The 22,485-nt window shown below is 56.0% G+C and carries 18 protein-coding genes; 7 read left to right on the top strand and 11 right to left on the bottom strand.

What is annotated here, in order from left to right:
* Window positions 1-30: 30 nt before the first annotated feature.
* Window positions 31-1,803, bottom strand: coding sequence for a T9SS type A sorting domain-containing protein (locus M5R41_03885; GenBank protein MCZ7555527.1), 1,773 nt, complete (start codon window positions 1,801-1,803; stop codon window positions 31-33).
* A 375-nt stretch (window positions 1,804-2,178) separates the two neighbouring features.
* Between M5R41_03885 and xseA the strand changes: the two genes are divergently transcribed.
* From xseA to M5R41_03855, 6 genes are read left to right on the top strand one after another with little or no spacing between them, the layout of a single operon-like run.
* On the top strand, window positions 2,179-3,417 hold the full coding sequence (gene xseA / locus M5R41_03880; GenBank protein ID MCZ7555526.1) for an exodeoxyribonuclease VII large subunit: 1,239 nt from the start codon (window positions 2,179-2,181) through the stop codon (window positions 3,415-3,417).
* The gene (gene xseB / locus M5R41_03875; GenBank protein ID MCZ7555525.1) at window positions 3,410-3,643 is read left to right on the top strand and encodes an exodeoxyribonuclease VII small subunit; all 234 of its coding nucleotides are present in this window, start codon (window positions 3,410-3,412) and stop codon (window positions 3,641-3,643) included. The genes xseA and xseB overlap by 8 nt, the downstream gene beginning before the upstream one ends.
* Before the next feature lie 26 nt (window positions 3,644-3,669).
* Window positions 3,670-5,595, top strand: a complete 1,926-nt coding sequence (dxs, locus tag M5R41_03870; GenBank protein MCZ7555524.1) for a 1-deoxy-D-xylulose-5-phosphate synthase — start codon at window positions 3,670-3,672, stop codon at window positions 5,593-5,595.
* 4 nt (window positions 5,596-5,599) lie between these two features.
* On the top strand, window positions 5,600-6,937 hold the full coding sequence (locus M5R41_03865; GenBank protein MCZ7555523.1) for a phosphodiester glycosidase family protein: 1,338 nt from the start codon (window positions 5,600-5,602) through the stop codon (window positions 6,935-6,937).
* Window positions 6,938-6,947: 10 nt separating this feature from the next.
* Complete coding sequence (gene ribD / locus M5R41_03860) at window positions 6,948-8,057, top strand: bifunctional diaminohydroxyphosphoribosylaminopyrimidine deaminase/5-amino-6-(5-phosphoribosylamino)uracil reductase RibD (protein MCZ7555522.1); 1,110 nt, start codon at window positions 6,948-6,950, stop codon at window positions 8,055-8,057.
* A gap of 6 nt (window positions 8,058-8,063) precedes the next feature.
* Entirely contained in the window at window positions 8,064-8,699 is a 636-nt protein-coding gene (locus tag M5R41_03855; GenBank protein ID MCZ7555521.1) for a riboflavin synthase, read from the top strand.
* Window positions 8,700-8,856: 157 nt separating this feature from the next.
* On the opposite strand, the gene M5R41_03850 is transcribed toward M5R41_03855, so the two are convergent.
* The 4 genes from M5R41_03850 to M5R41_03835 form a co-directional block, all read right to left on the bottom strand.
* Window positions 8,857-9,249: a four helix bundle protein gene (locus M5R41_03850; GenBank protein ID MCZ7555520.1), complete on the bottom strand. Its 393-nt coding sequence runs from the start codon at window positions 9,247-9,249 to the stop codon at window positions 8,857-8,859.
* Window positions 9,250-9,578: 329 nt separating this feature from the next.
* On the bottom strand, window positions 9,579-12,167 hold the full coding sequence (locus tag M5R41_03845) for a T9SS type A sorting domain-containing protein (GenBank protein ID MCZ7555519.1): 2,589 nt from the start codon (window positions 12,165-12,167) through the stop codon (window positions 9,579-9,581).
* A gap of 243 nt (window positions 12,168-12,410) precedes the next feature.
* A complete protein-coding gene (locus M5R41_03840) occupies window positions 12,411-13,565 on the bottom strand; it encodes a glycosyltransferase family 4 protein (protein MCZ7555518.1) in 1,155 nt (384 codons plus the stop codon).
* Window positions 13,566-14,085: 520 nt separating this feature from the next.
* Window positions 14,086-14,853 carry a class I SAM-dependent methyltransferase gene (locus M5R41_03835; protein ID MCZ7555517.1) on the bottom strand — a complete coding sequence of 256 codons (768 nt, stop codon included), beginning with the start codon at window positions 14,851-14,853 and terminating at the stop codon, window positions 14,086-14,088.
* Window positions 14,854-15,325: 472 nt separating this feature from the next.
* Between M5R41_03835 and M5R41_03830 the strand changes: the two genes are divergently transcribed.
* Window positions 15,326-16,873: a hypothetical protein gene (locus M5R41_03830; GenBank protein ID MCZ7555516.1), complete on the top strand. Its 1,548-nt coding sequence runs from the start codon at window positions 15,326-15,328 to the stop codon at window positions 16,871-16,873.
* Window positions 16,874-16,912: 39 nt separating this feature from the next.
* Here M5R41_03830 and M5R41_03825 read toward each other — a convergent pair whose 3' ends face one another.
* The 6 genes from M5R41_03825 to M5R41_03800 all read right to left on the bottom strand — a co-directional run bounded on the left by M5R41_03825 (window position 16,913) and on the right by M5R41_03800 (window position 22,482).
* Complete coding sequence (locus tag M5R41_03825) at window positions 16,913-18,877, bottom strand: tetratricopeptide repeat protein (GenBank protein ID MCZ7555515.1); 1,965 nt, start codon at window positions 18,875-18,877, stop codon at window positions 16,913-16,915.
* Window positions 18,874-19,830 carry a glycosyltransferase family 2 protein gene (locus M5R41_03820; GenBank protein MCZ7555514.1) on the bottom strand — a complete coding sequence of 319 codons (957 nt, stop codon included), beginning with the start codon at window positions 19,828-19,830 and terminating at the stop codon, window positions 18,874-18,876. The genes M5R41_03825 and M5R41_03820 overlap by 4 nt, the downstream gene beginning before the upstream one ends.
* Before the next feature lie 354 nt (window positions 19,831-20,184).
* The gene (locus M5R41_03815; protein ID MCZ7555513.1) at window positions 20,185-20,445 is read right to left on the bottom strand and encodes a Txe/YoeB family addiction module toxin; all 261 of its coding nucleotides are present in this window, start codon (window positions 20,443-20,445) and stop codon (window positions 20,185-20,187) included.
* Window positions 20,445-20,687: a type II toxin-antitoxin system Phd/YefM family antitoxin gene (locus M5R41_03810; GenBank protein MCZ7555512.1), complete on the bottom strand. Its 243-nt coding sequence runs from the start codon at window positions 20,685-20,687 to the stop codon at window positions 20,445-20,447. Before M5R41_03810 ends, M5R41_03815 begins: the two co-directional genes overlap by 1 nt.
* 234 nt (window positions 20,688-20,921) lie before the next feature.
* Window positions 20,922-21,707, bottom strand: a complete 786-nt coding sequence (locus M5R41_03805; protein ID MCZ7555511.1) for a hypothetical protein — start codon at window positions 21,705-21,707, stop codon at window positions 20,922-20,924.
* Window position 21,708: 1 nt separating this feature from the next.
* Complete coding sequence (locus M5R41_03800; GenBank protein ID MCZ7555510.1) at window positions 21,709-22,482, bottom strand: hypothetical protein; 774 nt, start codon at window positions 22,480-22,482, stop codon at window positions 21,709-21,711.
* Between the last annotated feature and the right edge of the window lie 3 nt (window positions 22,483-22,485).

Genomic DNA, 22,485 nt, shown 5'->3' with positions numbered 1-22,485 from the left:
ACCTTTCTCCTGTTGATTGTGAATGACGGGTCAGAGCACAAGAAGCGATGTATGTGAAGTGCGTGTCGCGGAACGGAAGACTATGCTGTACATGCCAGGCAGGAGACCATCGAGAGCGAGCGGCCAGGAGTTCGATCGCGCCTCGACGTTTACGGACATGCGCCGCAGTTCGCGGCCGAGCGCATCGAAAAGGAGTACATCTCCCGACAGCGCGGCATCGCTGTGCAGGAGCAGTTGCACGCTCTGCCCGGCATGCACAGGATTCGGGTATGCGCTCAACCGCATGCTCTCCGGAAGCCGCGGTATGTCAGCAACGGTGACAAGTTTGCTGTTCCCGCCGTAGATGCGGAAACGGATCGATCTGTTCCCGGGAGTATCCGATGGTAGTCCCAAGAGGATGACGTCGTCATAACCGTCACCGTTGACGTCACCGACCGGCCATGCGCCCCACTCGAGATTATCGAGGTCTAGATCCACTCCGAAAGATCCATACGCAGTTTTGTTAACCGCACCGCTCCGGTTGGCATAGAGGAAATACACCGACGTCATTCGGAACAGCTCCGGCACCCAACTGACGAGCACATCGCGCGTACCGTCGCCGTTGACGTCACCGACCGGACAAACCATTTGTGAACCAACAAGCACGCTCGGCAACGGATTGCGCAGCGAATCGTCGGCCTGAATGCTCGAAATGTCCGGGCGTCCTTGGCAGTAGGGAGCATTTCCATACGTTACCGAGTAGGCGCCGATCACCTCGTCGCAGCCATCGTTGTTCAGATCCGCAACTCCGAAGCGGTCATTCTGTTTCCAGAACCCGTATTCCATGGAGAATGAAGGAGCCTCGACCCGCCCTGCGGAATTACCCAGGTAGACATCCAACGGCGAGTGTGCACCCTGAGGATGGTTGTCGTAGTACAGACTGCGAATCATTATGTCAGTGCAGCCGTCGCCGTTGAGATCGCCGACATGATAGCGATAGTCGTAGTTATGACTGATACCGTCACCCCGTACCGGAGGGCGAATTTCCAGATTTGGCGTGGTTGGGAGCGAATCTCCACCGAAGAATACCTGGTAGAACTTGTATCCATTTGATACAAGCGTGGAGTCCTTTCGCGTTGCGTGCGTCAGGAGATCCGGGACGCCATCGCCGTTGAAATCGCAAACCTTGATGCCCGGATACCAAACGTCCCCTCCCGCCAATGGAGTACCCCATAACTCGACTTTACCCTCGGGTGCCCGCAATATTTGATCAGGATCCGAACCGCGAAAAGGTGGATCGCTTCGTGTGTTGTAGTACACACGTATAAATCCTCTCCGCTCCGGGTCGGGATTACCCGTCACATTATTGGCTCGAACCGTCGTCGCCAAATCCACGTATCCATCGCCGTTGAAATCACCGGCGGCCACACCACCCGAACCGCCGAGCACGAAATACCGCGGCTCGACGGGCAAGGGAACACCACCGTAGAAGAGGAACGTTGTGTCGAGCGACGAGGTCACGGCATAGTCGTCGAAACCGTCGCCATTCAGATCCCCAAGCTCAGCGGTAAACCACCCCAGCCCTGTATGTATCTTCGGTATCACGGTGGCTATCGTGTCGAACTCGTTGTACATAACGCCCATTTCGGCGGGGGATTTCGCGAGCAGGGCGGGCGCCCGCGCATCCTGGGCGCAAACCGGCGTCAGCAAGACAAACTGAAGCAGCAGCGCCACAGGCAACAGCGTTATCGCCGCACGATTCGAGCGCGGCGCCCTTGGCCGCCCCCGTGTGCGGGCCGTGAAGAGAAAAACACCTTTCATCATGCAAACCTCCTTGTGTTGTTGAGAACCGTCGTTTCGGCCGTGTATCGGTCGCGCATCGTTATCAATTCACAATGGGTGACACTTGAAACCGTAAAAAATTCCCCCGCGCAAAAAAAAATATCTCCGCTTCCGCGATCGGGTGACAGGACATTAAATGGATAGGGGACAAAGTATCGCTGGTACAAGAATAACACATGAGACACCGAAAAGTTACAGGGAGGTTAAACGTAAAACGTTATACGTTAAACGAGTGATACGTACTGTTTTGGGAAGCTGGAGCTACGCGCTCCGCGCCCGTCGGTCCACTTGAACCACAGCGGCGATGCAGCACGCCATTCACCCACGTTTTTGTGCATTGCCTCAGACCACCGCGAAATGCTACATTTAGAAGTTGCACTATTGGGAAGCACGGTGGACCAGAAACAGATTTTTAGCGTCAGCGTACTCACACGCCTCATCAAAGATACTCTCGAAGGGAGCTTCGGAGTCGTTTCCGTCAACGGCGAGATTTCCAATTTCGTCCGACACAGCTCCGGTCACTGGTACTTTACGTTGAAAGACAGCGGCGCCCAGATATCGGGCGTCATGTTCCGTGGCAACGCTATGAATACATTCTTCCGGCCACAGAACGGCATGGAAGTGGTGTGCAGGGGACGGCTTTCGGTGTACGAGCCGCGCGGTCAGTATCAGCTCGTGGTCACGGATATGCAGCCGCGCGGCGAGGGAGCCCTGCAGCTCGCCTTCGAAAAACTCAAGCGCGAACTGCACGCCGAGGGATTGTTCGACGAGGCGCGCAAGCGCGAACTGCCCGCATATCCATCCGTCGTGGCGCTTGTGACATCGCCCACCGGAGCCGCGGTACGCGATCTGATCAGCGTCATTTCCCGCCGGAATCCCGCCGTGCAATTGCTCATGGTACCCGTGCAGGTGCAGGGTGCCGGAGCGGCCGAGCAAATCGTGCGGGGTTTGCAGCTTTGCAACGACTACGGCGAAATCGATGTGATCATTACCGGTCGCGGGGGAGGCTCCATAGAGGATCTGTGGGCCTTTAATGAAGAAATCGTGGCGCGCGCCATCGCCGCGTCGGTAATTCCTGTCGTCAGTGCCGTGGGACATGAAATTGACGTGACCATTGCTGATCACGTCGCGGATCTCCGCGCCGCCACACCAAGCGTCGCCGGAGAGCTCGTGGTGCCCGCTCTCGACGACATCCTGTCCTGGCTGAAAGAAACTACCATCACTGCCGGGAAATTCGTAGATTCTCTGTTGCGGCGTCGCGCGGACGAGTTTCGCAGTGCGTTGGCGGACCGCGCCCTGACGCGTCTCGACGGGCGACTCCGCACCTTGCGGCAACTGACGGACGAACGCGGAGCGCAATTGCATCGCGGCATGGACCGTGTGATAGAGCGCCGCAGTCATGCAGCGGAGCTGCAGCGCGAACGTCTCGCCGCACACGATCCGGAGCGCCTGTTTCGACGAGGTGCTGTATTACTGGAAAGAGACGGACGGCGCATCACTTCCGTCGCGCAATTGCACGCCGCCGATATCGTCGGCATCACCCTGCGCGACGGACATATTCAGGCGGCAGTTACGGAGGTGCAGCGCCATGGGTAAGCAAAAAAATACCGGCATAGAGGCTTCGCTTCAGCGTTTACAGGACATAGTCCAGAAACTCGACGCCGAAGAAACACCTCTCGAAGACAGCATGAAACTGTACGAGGAAGGAATTCTTATCGTCGAATCCTGTGTTAAAGATCTGTCGGAAGCCAGAACCAGGGTCAAGGAGCTGCGGAAACGCGCTGACGGTGTGTTTGAACTCCTGGACTTCGAGGCGGAATAACACGATTCATCATTTTCCGGACCCGCATGACCACACCTTTGCATACGCCCATTCTTGACAAGGTTGATTCTCCCGTCGACCTGCGCACCCTGGAACTCAGCGATCTCCGGCCCCTCTGTCAGGAGATACGTGACTTTCTCATCGACTCGGTGGCAAAAACCGGCGGGCACCTCGGTGCCGGTCTCGGGACTGTGGAACTCGCCGTCGCCCTGCATTACGCATTCAATACTCCCGAGGACAAGGTCATCTGGGACGTGGGGCATCAGGCCTATCCGCACAAAATCATTACCGGGCGAAAGCACCGTTTCCACACCATACGGCAGTATCAGGGCCTGAGCGGCTTTCTCAAGCGCAAAGAGAGTCCCTATGACGTGTTCGGAGCCGGCCATGCGACCACATCCATCTCCGCGGCGCTGGGCATAGCCACCGCCCGCGATTACGAGGGTGAGGATTACAAAGTGGTTGCCGTGATCGGCGACGGCTCGATGACGGGCGGCATGGCGTATGAGGCCATGAACAACTGCGGCCTGCTGAAAAAAAACATGATTGTCGTGCTCAACGACAACAACATGTCCATTTCGCCGAACGTCTGGGCGATTTCCAATTATTTCAACGAACTCGTGGCCTCGCCCACGTATAATCGCTTCCGCGCGAAAATGTGGGAATTGGCGGGGAAGTTCGACGATCTTGGCGATCGATTCCGCAAAATCGCCTCCCGTGTTGAAGGCGGTATCAAGGCGATGGTGACTCCCGGCGTGTTGTGGGAGGCCCTGGGCTTCCGCTACTTTGGTCCGATCAACGGTCACAACGTCGTGACCATGGTGAAATTGTTTCGCGAGGTGCAGGAGTGGAACGGCCCCGTGCTCGTCCATGTCGTGACGCAAAAAGGCAAGGGCTACGCGCCCGCCGAAGCGGACGACATGCATCTGCATGGTGTGACGCCGTTCGACAAAATCACCGGTAAGGCCCCGAAAAAAGCGGACACCAAACCCGCCTATACGACCATTTTCGGCAATGCGCTGGTGGAGATCGTACGACAGCATCCCCGCGTCGTCGGTATTACCGCCGCGATGTCCACCGGTACCGGCCTCGACATCCTCGAGCGCGAAGTTCCTGATAAATACTTTGATGTCGGAATAGCGGAACCCCACGGCGTGACCTTCGCGGCGGGCATGGCGACGGAAGGATACGTGCCCGTCGTCGCGATCTATTCCACCTTCCTGCAGCGCGCGATCGATCAGGTCATTCATGACGTCGCACTCCAGGATTTGCACGTGGTGTTCGCGCTCGACCGCGGCGGTCTTGTGGGAGCGGACGGCCCCACGCATCACGGCGCCTACGATCTCAGCTATCTGCGCATGGTGCCGGGGCTGGTGCTCATGGCGCCCGCGGACGAGCAGGAATTGCGCGATATGCTGTACACCGCCGTGTACGACGTGAAAGGTCCTGTGGCCCTGCGCTATCCCCGCGGCAGCGCTACAGGGAAACCTCTGCGCGAGACTTTCGCGTCCGTGCCCGTCGGAAAGGGTGAAGTGCTGCGCGAAGGGGAGGACATCGCCATTCTGGCGGTAGGAAACATGGTGGCCCACTCGCTGAAAGCGGCCGAGCTGCTGGAGCACTCCGGCGTCCGCGCCACCGTGGTCAACATGCGCTTCATCAAGCCCCTTGACGGCGCGCTTCTGGACGAACTCGCCGCGCGGCATCGCATACTGCTGACCGTGGAAGACAACAGTATCGTCGGCGGTTTCGGCAGCGCCGTTGCCGAATATTTCGCAAGTAAAACAGAACACAGGCCCGCCGTGCATTTGCATGGTCTGCCGGATGACTTCGTTGATCACGGGACACAGGAAGAATTACACCGCGATCTGAATCTGGATCCGCTGGGCATCGCGCGCACGGCCGGAGCGCTCGTCGGTGTCAGTCTCGCATCCGCCATGGAACAGCAAAGCTGAGGGAATGACGCGACGCACCGTCATCACGCTGCTGCTGATCGCCCTCGTTCCGGCGCTCGCATCCGCACAAAAGGGCGGTGGCGCCTGGCCTAAGCCCGACAGTACACGCGAACTGACTCCGGGCGTCACGTATTCGCATACCTACATTCCGAAAAGCCGCCTCTCGGTCCACGCGCTGGTTGTGGACCTGTCCAATCCTTTTCTCGGCGTGCGCGTTGGCAAGGGCCTCGATCACATTTCCGGACTCGAACGCGTGCACAGCATAGCGCATCGTTTCGACAGCGCGCTCACGGCTGTCCGCGTACTGGCAGGCGTGAATGCGAATTTCTGGAAGGCCGGGACTCTGCATCCCATGGGCCCGACGGTAAGCGACGGTGAACTGCTGACTGCGGACAAATACCGTAACTGGCCCTCGCTCGCCATTACCGAAGACGGGGGAATGTATATCGATACGTTTCACATCGATGTGCGCATCCGGACGCGTGTCGGAAGCATTCCCATATCCCGATTGAATCGCCGCACGGATTCCACCGAGATTGTGCTGTACACGACGTACTTCGGCAACAGCGTCCCCTTCATAGACACTTTGGGTATTCGCGAGGCATCACGCGATGTGGTGACGGACGAAACAGAAGCCGCGATAGATACCATGATTCTGGCGTTGATGGACTCGGTGTGGAGCGTCAGTCCGGAGAGCGGGACACTGAAACTGCAGTTCGAATATCTCGGTACTCCGCGCGTCAACACGCCGGTGCAATGCCGCATCACCGCCATGGATACTGGCTTTGTCGCCATTCCGGAAAACGGCGGAGTGATCAGTTTTGGCAAGGGACAATTTCCTCTGTTTTATTCGCTCATGGTGGGCGACCGCTTCGCGCTGTCATCCGTCTGTGATCCGCCCATTCCGGGTCCCGTGGTGGAAATGACGGGCGGGGTACCGCGCATCGTCCGCGACGGAAAGCCGAGCATCGAGTGGGTTGAAGCGGGATTGAAAAAGCAGCGCTTCGTGACGGGACATTACGGTCGCTCGTCCGTCGGCATCTCCCAGGGCGGTGATTCGCTCATCCTCATAACCGTGGAACCCTACAATCGTAAACAGCGGCGGCGGGGTGCCAGTCTGCAGACCATGGCTGAGTTGCAGCTCGCCTACGGTGCCTGGCAGGCCTTGAATTTCGACGGCGGCAGCTCGGCGACCATGATGATCGAGGACGTTACCCGCGTACCGCTTACCGGCAATCGCCGCAGCAGGAAAATATCTACCGCATTGTTGATTTATGAGCGTCTTGGGAAAACGGCGGAGTCCGATCTGCAGCGTGTGAAAAAAATCCTCCGTCGCAAATAGGGGAGAAGCAATGTCCGAAAAAGACTCGCAGTACATGCGGAAATGTCTGGAGCTGGCCGAACGCGGACGCGGCGCCGTGGAACCCAATCCCATGGTGGGAGCGCTCATCGTGTCCGGCGGACGCATCGTCGGCAAGGGATGGCATCAGCGCTATGGCGGGCCACATGCCGAGGTGGAAGCCCTGCGCAGCGCGGGCGAGCGTGCACACGGCGCCACGATGTACGTCACACTCGAGCCCTGCAATCATTTCGGAAAAACGCCCCCCTGCACCGAAGCGATTCTCGACGCCGGTATCGCGAAGGTGGTGATCGGCATGCCCGACCCAAATCCCGCTGTCGCCGGCGGCGGGGCGGCACGCTTGCGGGGTGCCGGTGTCTTGGTATCCGAAAACGTGGAGCGACAGCGCTGCGAAGCCCTCAACGAGGTCTGGCTCGCAAACACGCTGCATCAGCGTCCTTTTGTGCTGCTGAAAATTGCACAGACACTTGACGGCTTTATTGCCGCCGCGAAAGGGAACTCACACTGGATAACCTCGGAAGAGTCGCGCATCGAAGTGCACCGCCTCCGCTCGCTGTACGATGCCGTGCTCGTGGGCGCAGGAACCGTGCGCAAAGACAATCCCTCGCTTACCGTGCGGCATGTACAGGGGCGCGATCCCTTGCGCGTGGTACTCACGCGTTCCTGGGGCTTTCCGCGCTCAACGATGTTGTTCACGGATGGCAAACCTGACCGCACACTCGTTGTGACATCCGTAAAAGCGGCGAAGCACCACGCGGAGGAAGTCGCGAAGATCCGTGCTCGAGGTGTCGCCGTCCTTGAAGTCTCGACCGATCCGATGGAATACGCCTCGCTGTCCGCCGCGTTGAAAGCGCTGTACACGGACGCCGGCGTACGCTCGATACTTGTCGAGGGCGGCGCGGAGGTGTTCTCCGCCTTCGTCCATGCGGGATTGGCGGATCGCATCGACGTATTCACGGCCCCCATCGTGCTGGGGCAGGGCATCGGCGCCTTTTCCGCCCTCCGTCCGCTGCATCTGTCCGGCGCGCATCGCTATGGTGTGGAGCATGTGCAACTGATCGGGGGAGATACATACACCGTTCTCAGAAACAGAAAGGGGTAGCGGCACATGTTCACGGGCATTATTGAGGAAATCGGACTCGTGCGTACGGTATCACCCTTGGGCAAGGGACGCAGTCTCGAAATCGCCGCTTCTGTGGCGTTGCGCGATCTGGCGACGGGGGACAGCATCGCCGTCAACGGCGCCTGTCTCACCGTCATCTCTTTTTCGAAGGACAGCTTCACGGTCGAGGCCGTGGAGGAGACGGTGAAAAAGACCACCATCGGGTCATTCAGGAGTGGTTGGAGAGTGAATCTTGAGCGTGCCTTGCGCGTCGGCGGCAAACTCGGCGGACATTTCGTGCAGGGACATGTGGATTTCACCTCGCGCATTCTCTCCGTCGAACGCCGGCAGGAGAGCTGGATGGTGGAAATAGGCTTCCCGCCGCAGGCAGCTGCCAACATCATTCCCCAGGGCAGCATCTGCATCGACGGAGTGAGCCTCACCGTCGCTGAAAAATCCACATCATCCTTCCGCGTTTCCGTCATTCCGCACACTTGGAGCAACACGCTCTTCGCCTCGCTTGCAAAAGGCAGCGACGTGAACATCGAACTCGACATGATAGGGAAGTACGTGCTGAGCTATGTTTCCCAGGGGAAGAGCGGCGGGGTGACCAATGAGTTTCTGGAGAAGCTGGGGTATTGAGGGGAGGATCGTGAAAGGGTGAAAAGGTGAAAAGGAAAAAAGGTAAGAGGCTGGTTCCAATTAATATGTATGTTCTTGGAGCGAAAGAATCGGCACGTGTGGTCTGAGCTGATGGGAAAAGGTAATAGATTTGAGGGAAGGGGATTTGATCTCGTTGTTACCTTTTGCCTGCCCTGGGATGCTCGATCTTGGACTTAACGTGTTTCATAAGCCCGTCCAGCAAATATGATGCTCTGGTGAGCAGCGGAAACACTTCGGAATCTGTCGAGATATATCCGAGCCGCTTTGCCAGTTCTAATTCGGTATCCATTTCACTCAGTGAAGCTCTCGAGATTCCAAGGAAACGATAATACTCACGTTTCGACGGCCTTGCCGCACCCTCCGCGATATTTGTCGGGACCGATACGGACGCATCCCGAAGCTGTGCACAGAGCCCATACAATTCGTAAGGTGGGAATTTTCTCAATTCTTCTGAGACCTTGACCGCAAGGTCCATGGCGATTTTCCATGCATCCAATCGGCGATGCGACCATTCAAATTGGTGATCCATAACTACTCCCTGACTACTAAGAATGAATGAGTGGAATATCCCCTTCCCTCATTCTGATTTAATCAATATACATGATGTTGTCGATCAGTGCGAGTCAAAATATTTTGCACCGGAGGGGTAGGAATAGGATCGTGAAAAGTCGAAGATTCGCCGGAGCGGGGTGAATAGGAAAAAAAGTAAAAAGGTACGACGCTCTTCGAATTAGCGCTCTTACCTTTTAACCTTCTAACCTTTTTTCCTTTTCACCATTCTCCTACCTTTTAACCTTTTTTCCTTTTCACCTTTTCACGATCCCCTCCCACCTTTTCACCATCCCTGCGCTCCCCAACCTACCGCAACACCATAATCTTCCTCGTCACCTCGCCGTTGCCGCTTACAACTCGCAGCAGGTACATTCCCGAATCCGCAGGGCGGCCGTCGGTCCAGTAGCCGTCCCAGATCAGCAGGTGGCGGCCGGCACGCGCAAACTCGTCGCGCAGCACCTTGACGCGTTGGCCGATGGAGTTGTACACTTCGACGCGGAGTGGGGTAGCGAAGGGCAACTCGATTCTCACGGAGGTTCCATCGGTGAGTGGCATGGGTGATGCCTCCGAAACGGTCCATTCATTCGGAGGCTTGTTTGAACGGGCGAGGACTGTGTGGCGTGGGTTGAAAACGAACAGATCTCCTTGTTTTGCCCGTGTTCCCGGTTTTTCCGGCCCTGAGAGGGTACCACGCACCACACGGAATCCGTCAATCGTCGGTGCCGGGCCGGTGAATACGTCCAACCCATAATCCAGAAAGTAGGGCGCTCCGCTGAGGGAGTCATACAGCGAGAGTTTCGTGGAATACCAATCACCACTGATTTGGGCTACATACCATTTATCCTGCAACGCGGTCTGATGTATGATCCGGATTCCCGGCTGACCCTGCGACGACCCGCGCACCTGCGTCATAAGTACATCGTACCATTCTCCGGCCACCGTATCCGTGGGAACGCGGCTTACCGCTTCCCACCAGACATTCTTCGACGGATCGTACAGATCATAGAAATACTGCATGGTGTCGGCAGCGGTGATAAGTGACGGGTCCCATACGCTGTTAAAGCCCATAGATGGCTCCCAGGGACGGTCCCAGGTGGGAACTGTGCTGTACGATCCTATTGATGGGATATACAGCCACTGCGAATTGGGGAGATGATAAGATTGCGCATACACGTCGTAGGTGTAACGTGTCGTGTTGTAGATGTGTGGAAACCACTTTGCCTCTTCCTCGGGCGCGACACGTTTGTTGTCGTCACCTTCCTCCAGCATGAGAGTGGACATACAGGTCATTCTCCCTACGAGCTGCATGGAAACACGTGCGGGTATACGAAGCACTTCTCCATTCCATTCCGCAACGAGCGTACTATTCACGCCCTTCTCATTGGTCAGGGGCACAGATACTCTGCCTTGGTATATCCAATCATTATTCGAAGCGCTGCGTTCCAGCGGTGCTGCGATGAGGAGTTTTCCCTTCGTGTCGAAGACCTCGATTCTTACGTCCGGAGCAATACCCCGGAAGCGAGCCCGGACGTCTACTTGCCCTGTTCCGGTCGCTGCACCGACCGGTGTACATCCAGCCTCGAGACATGCGGTGGCCAATGGGTTTCCGAGAAAGTACGCGCGGATAAAGTCTACGCGGTCATGCAGCGCGTGAATCGCAGCAGCCGAGGTAGCTCCGCGAGCGGCAACGAAGGCATAGGTGACTTGCTGGGTGTCTCCCGGAGCCAGGTTGAATGGTCCGGAGGAAATCAGAACGCGCTTATCGCTGACCGGTTGGACGATCGCTTTACCGTCGGAGAGCGGCAGGCCATTCCAACTTTGCCATCCTGTACCAGCGATGGGATCTCCGGAAATCCAGAATCTGGAAGCCATACTGGTTGCAGGATTCAGCACAAACACGTCTGAAGCACCTTGTCCGCGCATCAATGCATACCACTTTGAGGAATCATCGCCGTTTAGCGGATCTCCTATTGGACTAGAGCTTGATTTGACGGGCATTACCGCCGCTGTAACAGGCATGTTCCGTGCGTCCGTTTTCCAGCCGGAAAACCAGCGCGCACGTTCTCCAGGAGCCGGAACAACGGGTGTCTGCAGCATCACGAGGGCCAGTGCCGCCGGCATTCCTTGGGTCTTGTAGTTATCATCTGCGGAATACGCATAGATCATGCCGCGTGCCGAGTCGCTCATTGCATGATTCCTATGGCCGTCACGGATATCCATATCCATATAGTATCCTGTGTAGGCGTCGCTGATGTACTCCGTCCCCTTATTGATATAGGTGATCTGGAGGAGGACGGTATGATCTTCAGCCCCGGCTGCCGACGGTTCGTACATGAGGCAGCGGAGCTCAAGTCCCAGAGGAATGCTGCCGGTACTTTCCATCATCATAACGGAATCGAGATCATTCATTACCCAGAACATCTGCTTTTTGCCGTATAGCTCTGGCTCTCCATTCGCGAGAGAGGGAGCTCCAAGCGATGAGGGCCATTCGCGGTAATCTTGAGTGTCGGTTTGTCCCATGGTTATGGTGTAGGCGCGGTACAACGGATCGGTCGGATCAGACTGCGCCTTACCATTCGAGATCGGGCCCGGGATGAAGCTGTTCCGGTAATACGCCCCGGATACTCGTCGGCTTCCCCCGGCCAGCCCCACCAACACAGGTGTAGACGCGTAGCACATCGTACGAGACAGGGGGGCGGAAGTCGCATCTCCCGGCCAGAACCAGCCATGTGTTCGAGCATCATTGCTCCTGCCGATTTGCCCGAACATGGAGATGGCGATGCGCATGTTTCCGCCATAAAATACCGGCGCAGGGTCGAAGCCCACCGTTTGTGCCGAACCCACCTCATACGTAAAGGATGCTGCGATCCAGGCAAGTAGAAGAACCCTCGGCATAACACCTCCTGAGAATTGAGCGAATGTCTCACGTATATAAAAAATACATAAGCTATAAAGCTCTGATATTGTAACATTGAAGTTACGAACGTCAGATCAGAAAGTCAAGGTTACTACGTAGCGCCATCAGGGGAGGTGGTACGCGAATCTCGTCGGGAGAACAGCTCTTCGGGGGCTACCGGGCAAAACCTCGGAATCGAGCCCCCGAAAAAAACTCTCCCTAAAAACCCTTGACAATCCGCGTTATGCGCGTTCCGATCTCGACCGAAAGAGCGTGTATTTTCGGATGCTGTTCTCCATCAACTCCAGCGTGCGGTCCGCGGCGATCTCCCAGTCGAATTCGGCGGCCCAGGCGAGGGCTCTCTCACGGAATTCATTTCTGGTCCCGACGGAATCCAGAAACACCTTGATCTTACCGATCATATCTTCAATGTTTGCATACTCGTAGAGCAGGCCGGTTCTACCATCGACTACCGAGTCGCGAAGTCCGGGTACATTGGCCGCCACCACGGGAACGCCGCAGGCATTGGCTTCGACCACGGTGAGACCCCAGCCCTCCTTGGAGGAGGTATTGACGACGAGATGCATTTTCTGCAGCAGCGGCGCCTTGTCTTCCTCGGGTATGAAGCCGTGAAAGGTGACGATATCCCCGAGCCCGAGCTGCTGCGTATGCGCAATGAGTCTGTCCTTGTCGTCGCCGTCGCCGATGATGTCGAGCCTGATCTTCGGATACTGCCCGCGCAGCACGGCCATTGCGCTGATGAGATGATCCACGGACTTGTATTTCTTCAGGCGTCCGAAATACCCAAGGCGGAATTCATCGAAGGAATTACGTTCATCGGGATAGTAGATATCTCTGTTAACGCAATAGTTTACGACCGTCACTTGATCTTCCGGAAAGCCCCATTCGAGGTACTCCTTATGCGTGCTCGGCGATCCGATGATGAAGTGCACATGCTTGTACACGGGCTTTATCAGACGCTCGGAAAGGTACACGTATGCCGCGAGCGGCCATATCGTTTCGAGAAAGATGCTCTTGCCGAAGAGATGATGCGTCACTCCCTGAATCGGAGTGCGAATAAAGAGGGGAGTGAGGAAGGGGATTTTGTTGACGTCGTCCACAACCACATCATAGCCATCCTTGCGGAAACGGGTCCACCAGGCCAGCGGCACATGGAGATTGAACAGGAAGCGTCCGCCTTTGCGAATGATGCGTATGCCGTTCCGCGTTTCCTCGCGCGCCGCGCCGGCAAAATGATGACAAAACAGGGTCACCTTGTGTCCGCGTGCGGCGAGACGCTCGAAAACCTCGTGGAGATGCACCTCGGCTCCGCCGGCCAGAGGATTGGTGATGTCTTGCCAGTTGAAAACGAGGATTTTTAAACGTTTTTCGGACATGCGTTAATCGTTAATCGGGAATCGTTAGTCGAGAATCGTTAATCGGGAATCGTTAGTCGAGAATCGTTAATCGGGAATCGTTAGTCGAGAATCGTTAATCGGGAATCGTTAATCGAGAATCGTTAATCGAGAATCGTTAATCGAGAATCGTTAATCGAGAATCGTTAATCGAGAATCGTTAATCGGGAATCGTTAATCGGGAATCGTTAGTCGGGAATCGTTAGTCGAGAATCGTTAATCGGGAATCGTTAATCGAGAATCTGGATCGTTAATCGGGGTGGGCGGCTCGAATAGTCAGGACCAGAAATGATGTAAGGACGATGCGGATAAATCATTTATACATAACGGATTACAGGCGTTTATTGAGGTATAATCTGCCATTATTCTCTCTCAATGAAGTGCATTCTCCGCTTCTGAATCGCGTTGCTTCGTTCGACCCGGTTCACGATTAACGATTCTCGAGAAACGACTTGCAGCTCTCGTTTAACGTTTAACTTTTAACGTTTAACGATTCAAGCGATCATTTTTTGGCGATCACTCCAATGGAAAGTGCGGTATTGAGCTTCACGAAACTGCCGTCCATCGCGTTACGGATGCGCTCACGAAGTCGGGAAACTGGCGGAATGAGTTTCGGATAGAGCGGAAGCTTGATTCCGAGCTTGTACAGCGCTTCGCGCAGTGTCCGGTACACCAGACTGGGATACATCCATTCGCCGTAGGCGTGCACCGGCTGTAACTTCAATGATTTTAACAGATTACGCAGTTCGCGCACCGAAAATTCGCGTTCCCAGCCTGCAAACCACGCGTTGAGGGCGATGAGGATGTGCTTGATGATTGTGTACACGTGCCAGCGCTGAGGAACATCAACCACCAGTAATCCGCCGGTTTTAAGAACACGCACGTTCTCTTCGAGCAACTTTCGGGCCTCAGGCTCTCTGAAATGCTCAAGAAGTCCCTGATGGAAGATTGCGTCGAAGGTTTCGTCGGGAAACGGAAGTCCGAGAGCGTCGCCGCCAACCGCGGTGATGGGACTGTCTGCCGGCAGTCCGTTCCTGATGATTTTAAGGGAATTCATGGAATAGTCCAGCAGCACGAGCGTGGCGCCGTCCTGGGACATGTAAAAGGAATCGCGGCCCGTACCAGCGCCGACTTCGAGGATGCGTTTACCGCGAAGATCCATTTGCCGCATGAGATGGCGTCGTATGCGGTCGGTGTTCGCGTAGACTTCCTTGGTTTCGGCTTTTTGCTGCCAGAAGCTTTCCCAGTTCTGTTTGGTTGATTCTTTCATGTATTCGCGTATGCCAACTGCTTCGTATAATAAATATTATGTAAAGTTAGATCGTGCCTGTAATGCCCTTTTGTATGCATGCTTCAGCGAGAATCTCCAGGGATATTGGATGCAGAGCGATCATCCTCAAAATTACGCGCTTTTGCGCTCTGTTCAAAGGATGGTATCGGCGGTGTGGAAACATGCAGGCCTGTTCGGTATCAATAAACGCGTCAGTGATGAATGATAATAATCACGGTGGTCTACGATGCCGATGGTCACCGTCACGCAGGGATTCCTTTCGCGGAAACACACATTGATGCACCGTGATCCAACATGCAGACCAGGTCTTAAAAATAATGATGCCGCCCGCAAAATATCCCATAGATATGGGAGGCGGCGGGCTTCGGCAATCGCGAAATTGCGGTGCAAACGAGCATCCCGAATTTGGCTGCCCGAATTCACAACTAGAATATTTATCAAGGAGGATGAAATGAATATCCGTCAACGAGTCTGTATCGTCGCCCTCACATTCGTGATGGGCGGCCCTGTGGCGGCGCAGGACGTCCTGCACGGAGCCCCTGAGCGCAGATTGAACCTCAGACCGCAATACTATCCTGCGGAACTGTCTGTCGCGGTGAATACCGCCGGTGAAGCGATGATCACCAGGGGGGACACGACGGTATGGGTGGATTCGAAAGCGCAGGTGCTCGAACGCGCCCTCCCTCCGAAATCTTTCTCGAAAGTGCTCGCGCTCGACGACGAACGCTGGTACGGCGTATTCTCCACCAGGCAATCGTCAAGTCAGGGTAATACGCAAGGATGGCATGAAAGCTTCAAACTGTGTCACGGAGAGGGATCGGTGATTCAGGACTCATCCGTTGTGGTGGCCAGCATCCATCAGGAGCGTGGGATGGTGGATCCCTGGTCGAGCAGCAGCTGGATCGAAATGATGAATGGATGGCGGGACAGCTCCATTATTGTTCTGGAAACCCATGAGCTGAATTCCTCCTCCTATGAATGGGGCGGCGGAGTAGGCGCACATACTGTGGTGCACCGATGGACCTCCTCCCCGCCAATTCTGACAATGGTGAGCGAGAGACATGATTGGCATGAGTCCGATTTTCCGCTTACACTGACTCGTATTTCACGTCCGTTTGCGGGAGACTGCGCGCTGTATCGCCGCGATCGCATTGGCGGTCCTCACGATACGCTGAATCCCTATATCCGATCCCTCTCGCGATTCAATATCAAGACGGGAAAAATGCGCGAAGCACTGATCATCGATACCCTTAATGGGGCCGACCTGGATTATTCGGATATCGTACTCCCCTTTCGCTCGCATGGATACGAGATACTGCGCAAGGACAACCAATCGAATAGCTTGTACATCGAGCGTGTTGATTCGGCGACGGCGGACATCCGAAAGCTCTTCCTCATCGGACCAGTGTGCGTGAACGTTCGGGATAACAAAGCGGATTATACCGTGCATCCGCTGAACGACGGGACGACGCTCGTCGCCTGGGTCGCTGAGCACAGTCCCGGTGATACGGTGCTCCTTGTGGCACGATTTGATCAGGAATGGCGAGTTATCGGTGCTGTGAAACAGGCTCATGCAAGCGGTCCCGGAGCGCGTACACTTCCGGTGCTCACTGTACAGGGATCCCGCGTTTACCTCTGCTGGCAACACAGACAATCCGTGAACAACTGGATACCCTGGATCCGGATTTTCGATATCGATATGCTGACAAATGACATCGAAAGCGAGTTACCGTCGGAACTGCACGCCGGCGATGTATATCCGCATCCCGTCGGGACGTTTCTTCGCCTGCGAATCAGCACGCCTTCCGATTCAAGAGGTCACCTCAGAGCATGGTGCTATGATATTCGCGGGCGCTTGGTTTTTGAACGCACCCTCGAGCTGCATGGTGGCTCCGTGCTTCTCCGGCAGGATACCGGGCATCTGCTTCCGGGCACGTACACAATGGTGTTTCTTGCCGGTGACAGAAAGATGCTGAAGACGTTTCTGGTGATCAGATGAGAGAAATACCGGTTGCCGGGATGCGCAGTGCGCCGGCAGCTACCGGAGACTGTTGATGTAGCTCTCGTCCACGTTCATGCCGAGGGCGCGTGCTCTCTCCGCATCCGCCAGTGCCGCCGCGCGGTTGCCGCGATCGCGGTAAAAAAAGGAGCGGTTGAGGTGAAATTGAGCGTTGCCGGGTCTGATCATGATGGCACGGTTGAACGCAGACTCGGCCTCTGCGCTGCGTCCGAGACGTTCGAGCAGAATCGCCGTGATGTGAATCATGTCCGCGTCCTGCGGCTTGAATCGCAGATAGTATTCGGCGTCCTGAAGCGCTTCCGCGTTCCTCTGCATGTCGAAGTACAGCAATACACGATTCTGCCGGGCATCGAGGAAATCGGGCGAGAGTTGCAGCGCCTTGTTCAAATCCGCCAGTGCGAGGTCCGGCTTGCCGAGCTGGGCGTAGGCGGCTCCGCGGCCGGAGTAGGTTTTGGGATTGTCGTCCTGATGTTTCAGCGCGGTATTGTAATCCTCCACCGCTTCCGCGAGCCTGCCGGAGTAGAAATACACATTGCCGCGATTCAGCCAGGCGTTGGCATGGGCGGGATTGATGGTGATCGCCGTGTTGTAATCTTCGAGCGCGCCGTCGCGATCGCCCGCTGCCCTGCGCGCCACTCCCCTGTTGGTGTGCGCCAGCGCGAGGTAGGGATTGTAACGATTGTTTTCGAGTTGTCCCTTTTCAATGACGTCAGTGAATATGGAGATACTGTTGTTCCACACCGTCGTACGTACATACGCGGTCCCGGCATACACGACAGCCGCCAATCCCAGAACCCCGTACACGATTTCCGGAGCAAGCTTCTTCGCGGCAAGGAGCTTCTGGGCGAAATGCGCAAGGATGAGGAAGAATCCTATCGCCGGCAGATAGACGTAGCGATCGGCCATGATCACATCCCGCACGGACAGTACCTGCGAAAGCAGTGTCAGAAAGATGTTGAAGAGGAAAAACAGAATTCCGAAGACCACCATTTTGTTGTTTCTTTTCCACGCCGCGTACAACGCCGCGCCGACGGCCAGAGCGATGATGGGTGTGACGTAATACCAGCCCGGAATGGCGTCGCGCAGCGGATACGTGTAAAAGGCCGATAACTGCATCGGAAGTATCATCTTTATCACATAACTCGCCAACGCGTATGAGGTGAAAATCAGCCGGTCCACGGCGGTGTAATACGCGTACGCGGGAGTTCCGCCCTGCATTTCCTCCACGACTGTCATGGTGGCGAGACCAAATATCACCGCGATGATGGCGAACGGCAGCTTTTCCAGAAGAACGGCGCGACTGAACACGGCTCTTCCGCGGAGATAATCCACCAGCGGCAAGGTGACGGCCAGCGCGATGGCCTGTTCCTTGGAGAAACAGGACAACAGAAAGACAAACAATGAGAGCCAATAGTACAGGAGCCTCTTCGTGTCCACATACCGAACGTACAACAGCAGCGCCAGCAGAAAGAAAAAGGTGTAGGCCCCGATTTTCATGGAGGCGGTCAGCCATGCCACGGACTCCACCTGCATGGGATGCACCGCGAAAAACAGAGACGTTATCCACGCGTAATCAAAGCGCCCGCTCAGACGGCGCACGGTGAGGAACACCAGCAGCGCATTCGCCGCGTGAAGCAGTACGCTCACGATTTTGAATGGCAGCGCCGCAGTGAGGCCGAACAGAGAAATCTGCACCGCCATGAGGAACATCGCGACCGGCGAATACTGATTCCGATAATATCCGCTGAACAGCGCTTTGATGTTGTCCCAGTTCAGCGAGGTGATCAGCGGGTTTTCGGTGACGTACACGTCGTCGTCATAGTTGATGAAACTCGCCGAAAACATGTCCCAATACACGACGACGATTACGAGAAGCACTGCCGCCAGGGCTGCCCAGCGGAGCGGTGTCATGGTCATCCCGGTCGGTCGCGCTGATGAGGCGTTGCCGGAGGGTTTTCCGATTTGTTGTTTCTTTTTTGTCATGGTTGCTCGTTGTTCTTTTTCTGCTCGCCCGTTTCGTCCTTGATAAAGTACAACGGACGCGATTTTACTTCATGAAAAATGCGGGCGATATATTCCCCGATGATCCCGAGACTGACGAGAATCACACCTCCGATAATGAGCACGGAGACCAGTATGGACGCCCAACCGGTGATGGTGCGGCCGGCGAAAAACATGACCACCGCATACACCGCATACAGCAGGCCCGCGAGAGAAATCATAATCCCGAGATAGAATGACAGGTGCAACGGCCGGGAGGAGAAGGAAGTGATTCCGCTCAGAGCAAAGCGCAGCATCGCAGCGGGACTGTATTTCGTTCGCCCGCTCAGACGAGGTCGCGCCGTATACTCCACCACCGCCTGCGGGAATCCCATCCAGCTGACGAGCCCGCGCGTGAAACGGTCGCGCTCGGGGATGGCGAGAAAGGCCTCCACCGCCCTTCTGCTCATCAGCCGGAAGTCCGCCGAACCCGGCTGCACCTGTACCTCGCCGAGAAAATTCAGCACGTGGTAAAACCACCTTGAAGTCAATTTTTTGACATATCCGGTATCGGAAGCATCGATGCGCCGCGTATTGACGATGTCGAAGCCCTCGAGATGTTTTTGCAGAAGTGTCGGAATAACTTCCGGTGGATGCTGCAGGTCGCCGTCCATGCTGATGACGATTTCTCCCCTGCTACGCCGCATGCCTGCGAGCAGCGCGATCTGATGGCCGAAATTGCGGGAGAGCGAGATGCCCGTGATACGCGCGTCGCGTGTGCTGAACTCCTTGACTCCCGCGAAGGTGCCGTCGGTGCTGCCGTCGTCGATGAAAATGATTTCATACTCCGCTGTGATATCGGACAATACCGCCAGAAGGCCTTCGCAGAGAGGTTTGACATTTCCTTCCTCGTTTCGAACCGGAATGATGACTGATAGCTGTCGTGTCGTGCTCATCGGAGAGGAGGCCTCGTCGTTTCAAACATCGACGGCGAAAGCGCAACGATCGCTGGCGCTCCCACCGTGTCAAAAAATGGATGGATGCAAAATAGCGCGACATGTAACGGAAATCAACGGAGCACGCCATAAGAATTGTCACACGCAGATTCATGCATGACGTCATGTCCCTCCGATGAGGACTGTCTCGTTGAGCGAGCTTTGAATCATCCCGCTGCGCGTGGCTTGAACGGATCCTGAACCTGGCTTGAATGGTCTCCCGGAGTGTTGGTTGGAGCGGTCCCTGAGCGTGTTTTCAACTTCGCTCAGCACCGCCGAAGGGCCGTTCATCCATCGAGCAGCCAGGATCAATCACTACTCATAATGTGTCCACATCCGCAGTACTTTCACCAACCCCTCTTCCCGCAGCACCTGATACACCAGTCGGTGCTGTATGTTGATGCGGCGGGAGTATGCTCCCCGCAGGTCGCCAAGCAGATTTTCGTAACGGGGATAGGACGCGAACGGATCTTCCCTGAGAGTTTCCAGCAATCGTTCGGCATTCGTGCGGAGGCCGGCGGCTTCAATTTTTCTCGCGTCGGCCTGCGCCTGCCTGGTGAATACGATGATCCTCATTACCAGCCGGGCTCGCCGTCGCACTCTTCGAGAGGAGTTTCCATGCCGAGGCGAATGGATTCGCGCACTCCCGGAATGCCGAGCAAGTGCATGGTTTCCTGCATGGAACGCCAGTCCCCCTCGGAAATCAGGACGGCCCGCGAGCGCTTGCCCTGTATGATGATGGGCTCATGCGAATCCGCCGTCTCATCCACCAGCCGGTAGAGATTGGCGCGCGCTTCGGTGACGGTGAATATTGCCATTGTGCTATCCGTTTGTCTTAATACCTTGCCGAACGTGCGATATTCCGTACGCATTGTCAAGGTATTTTGTATACCGTAGGAAAAACTTAGTACAGTCACCGGTGCCTGCGCAAGGGGGACGGTTCCATAGCAGTTCAGAGGGTTGCGAGAGACGAGGTATAGAAGGCGGTAGGTCATACCAGAGCATGAGCCGCAGCGGCGGTCCGGATTCAGCCCATAGGGCTTTCGACGAAGCTACCAGTGCTTCGCACGGACCGGGATGATATCGAGCGGCAGAGACACTCGGTATCGCTCTTTTTCACTGGTTTGCCAGTATTCGCCGGTAATCACCCCATTCCCCACCACTTCACAGTAGGCGAGACCGGTACGCACGAGGCCCTCGTTCTCTTTGTACGGATCGAGGGCGAGCATGCCGTCCGGCGGCACGACATGCACGTCGCGCGTAAGCTGCTTGCCCCGATCGAGATAAAAGGTGACTGAAACCGTCACGGCGCTGTCGGAGGACGGATTCGCGAGAATGAGGCGAGCGTCGATGTCGGGGGCGGACACGACGTGCTGACACAGCAGCGCCGCACCGCCTGTGGCGGAAGCTGCGGGGATGGCGGTATTGAAGGCCGAGCGGGATGGATCGCGATAAAAATGCCAGTATTGGGCCGAGACGTTTCCGCCGTCGGAGAAGATGCGAATCGTGCCGGAGAATTTCTTCCCGCGCAAGCGCAGCGCGGGATCGTAATTGACTTTGCCGAAAATGGGCAGGAAGAACGACTGCTCATCCATCAGCGTCCCTGCGTCGTCATGCACCATGACGTTGACCACTGCCCCGCTTCCTTCATGGTCGGTGATCACCAGGTAGGTGGTGAAGAGCTCGTCGTCGGATTCGAAATAGTTCACGATGAGCTGATCGCCCACACGGAGTTGCGGCGCGTGTTCGTCATCGCTAAACGAAAATTGCGCGCGCGCCGCTGAGGGCACGCACGCAATTCCCGTGAGGATCAACAATATGCGAAGCAGCGTCGGCATGTCACCGGATTTTGGTGACACCCTCGAGCGGCAGCGCGATCTGATATTTCTCGTTTTCCACCGCCTGCCAGTATTCGCCCGTGATTTTCCCGGCGCCGACGACCACCAGATAGGCGGTTCCCGTCATTTGTACGCCGCGCAGCACTTTGTAGGGCTGTATGGTTGTCACGCCGTTGGGCGGAATCACGCGCTTTTCGACGCCGACGAGACCGCCGTTGTCGGAATAGAACTTCACGTCGATGGAAACCGGACGCACCACGTCGGTATTCGAAACGATGATACGGGAATCCACGGTCTTGTCACTCACGAAATGCTGGCAGACCAGTTTATCATAGCCATTGCCATCGGAGGCGGGTACGGCGATGTTCATGAACGAACGATCGGCCTTGCGATATTTTTCCCAATACTGGCCGGCGATGTTGCCACCGTCGCTTTCAATGCGCACAGTACCGACAAATTTCGGATTCTGGTTGTACCCGTGCTGATAGGCATTCAGATACATGAGCGGATCGTAGTTGATTTTCCCGAAAGCCTTTAGGGTTTCGTACCGCTCATAGACCAGGCGGCCTTCCTCATTGTAAATCGAGAGTTTGAGATTGGGGCCGACACCGTCCACGTCGCTTACCACGACATGTGTTTCGATGTTGTCGGGATCGGACACGAACCTGTTGATAACGAGGTTCTTGCCGACCTGTGCATCAAGCTGCATCGTGCTAAGGATGAATGCAGCGGTTGCCAGTATGATACTGAGTGACGCTTTCGAGAATTTCCGCATTGA

It is taken from the genome of Bacteroidia bacterium, from assembly GCA_027493955.1.
GTDB lineage: Bacteria > Bacteroidota > Ignavibacteria > SZUA-365 > SZUA-365 > JAOSJT01.
Note: the sequence above shows the minus strand (reverse complement) of the source record. Positions and strands in the feature narration are given on the sequence as shown.